Annotated in this window: 1 protein-coding gene; it reads left to right on the forward strand. The window is 45.4% G+C overall.

Annotated features, from left to right (window positions below; translation table 11 throughout):
• Positions 1-17: 17 nt before the first annotated feature.
• Positions 18-884: flagellar biosynthesis protein FlhB (flhB, locus tag A3756_RS18065; protein ID WP_082865353.1), on the forward strand; the 867-nt coding region annotated here is incomplete at its 3' end.

The following is an 884-nucleotide window of genomic DNA, read 5'->3' on the forward strand; positions in this document are numbered from 1 at the left end:
TTGTCGGGGCGGGGGGCTTGTTAATTTTTGGTAGCGGTATCGCAGCATCTTTAACAAAGATCATGACTGCTAGTTTTTCGTTTTCTAGAGAGGCGACACAAGATACAAGCCAGATGGGAATGTATCTCGCAAGAGCCGCGGTTGAAGTTGCAGAAGGTATTTTGCCGTTTCTAATTTTGTTGTTTGTATCGGCTATTGCAGGGTCCGTTGCTTTGGGTGGTTGGCTTTTCTCAACTAAAGCTCTGGCGCCTAAGTTTAGCCGAATGGACCCAATTAAAGGCTTGGCGAAGATGTTTTCCCTCAAGTCCTTAGTGGAGCTCATAAAGGCGATTGCAAAGGTGTCATTGGTTGTCGCAGTTGCAGTTTTGATTATTCACTCGCAATTGCCAACGCTTATCGGGCTTGCCGATCAAAATGTAATTTCAGCAATGGAAACAGCTTCCAAAATACTGGGGTGGGGTTTTTTCTATTTAGCATGTACGATGATCGTGATCGCTATGATTGATGTACCTTTTCAGATATTTGATCATACAAAAAATCTGAAGATGACGAAGCAGGAAGTGAAAGACGAATTCAAGGACACGGAAGGTAAGCCAGAGGTTAAACGGAAGATTCGCCAATTGCAGATGGAAATGGCGCAGCGTCGAATGATGCAAGATGTTCCTCAGGCTGACGTGGTGATTACCAACCCAACTCACTTTTCAGTCGCGCTACGATATAAACCTGAAGAAGATGCCGCGCCAATTTTGCTTGCGAAAGGGCATGATCAAGTCGCCTTGAAGATTAGAGAAATTGCCAACGAACATGATGTCGAAATTGTTGAGGCTCCACCGCTTGCGCGTTCGGTCTACCATCATGCCGAGATTGGTCAGGAAATTCCGAGT

It is taken from the genome of Oleiphilus sp. HI0086 (assembly GCF_001635225.1).